Source organism: Cohnella sp. GbtcB17, assembly GCF_019091135.1.
Classification (GTDB): domain Bacteria; phylum Bacillota; class Bacilli; order Paenibacillales; family Paenibacillaceae; genus Cohnella.
Map to the genome: position 1 here is coordinate 1 of NZ_JAGXJW010000377.1, position 248 is coordinate 248.

A 248-nucleotide genomic window follows, 5' to 3' on the forward strand; every position below is an offset into this window, starting at 1 on the left:
GTTCGAGCGGCTGCCCGGTCCGGTCATCGTGGGCAACGCGGATGCATCGGGCGTGACCAAGGTCGGGACTTGGACAACGGCCGGCACGCAGACGGATCGCCACGGTGCGAAGTACTTGCACGACGACAATACGGGCAATGGGACGAAAAGCGTGACGTGTACGCCGGACCTGCCGATCGCCGGAAGCTATGTGGTGTGCTTGAGGTGGCCGGCGCATGTCCATCGGGGGGACGCCGGCCAGGGTGTTG

The 248-nt window shown here is 65.7% G+C and carries 1 protein-coding gene; it reads left to right on the plus strand.

Annotated features, from left to right (window positions below; all coding sequences use genetic code 11):
- Positions 1 to 248 (plus strand): golvesin C-terminal-like domain-containing protein (locus KVT38_RS33965; protein WP_217598112.1); only part of this gene is annotated, 248 nt, incomplete at both ends.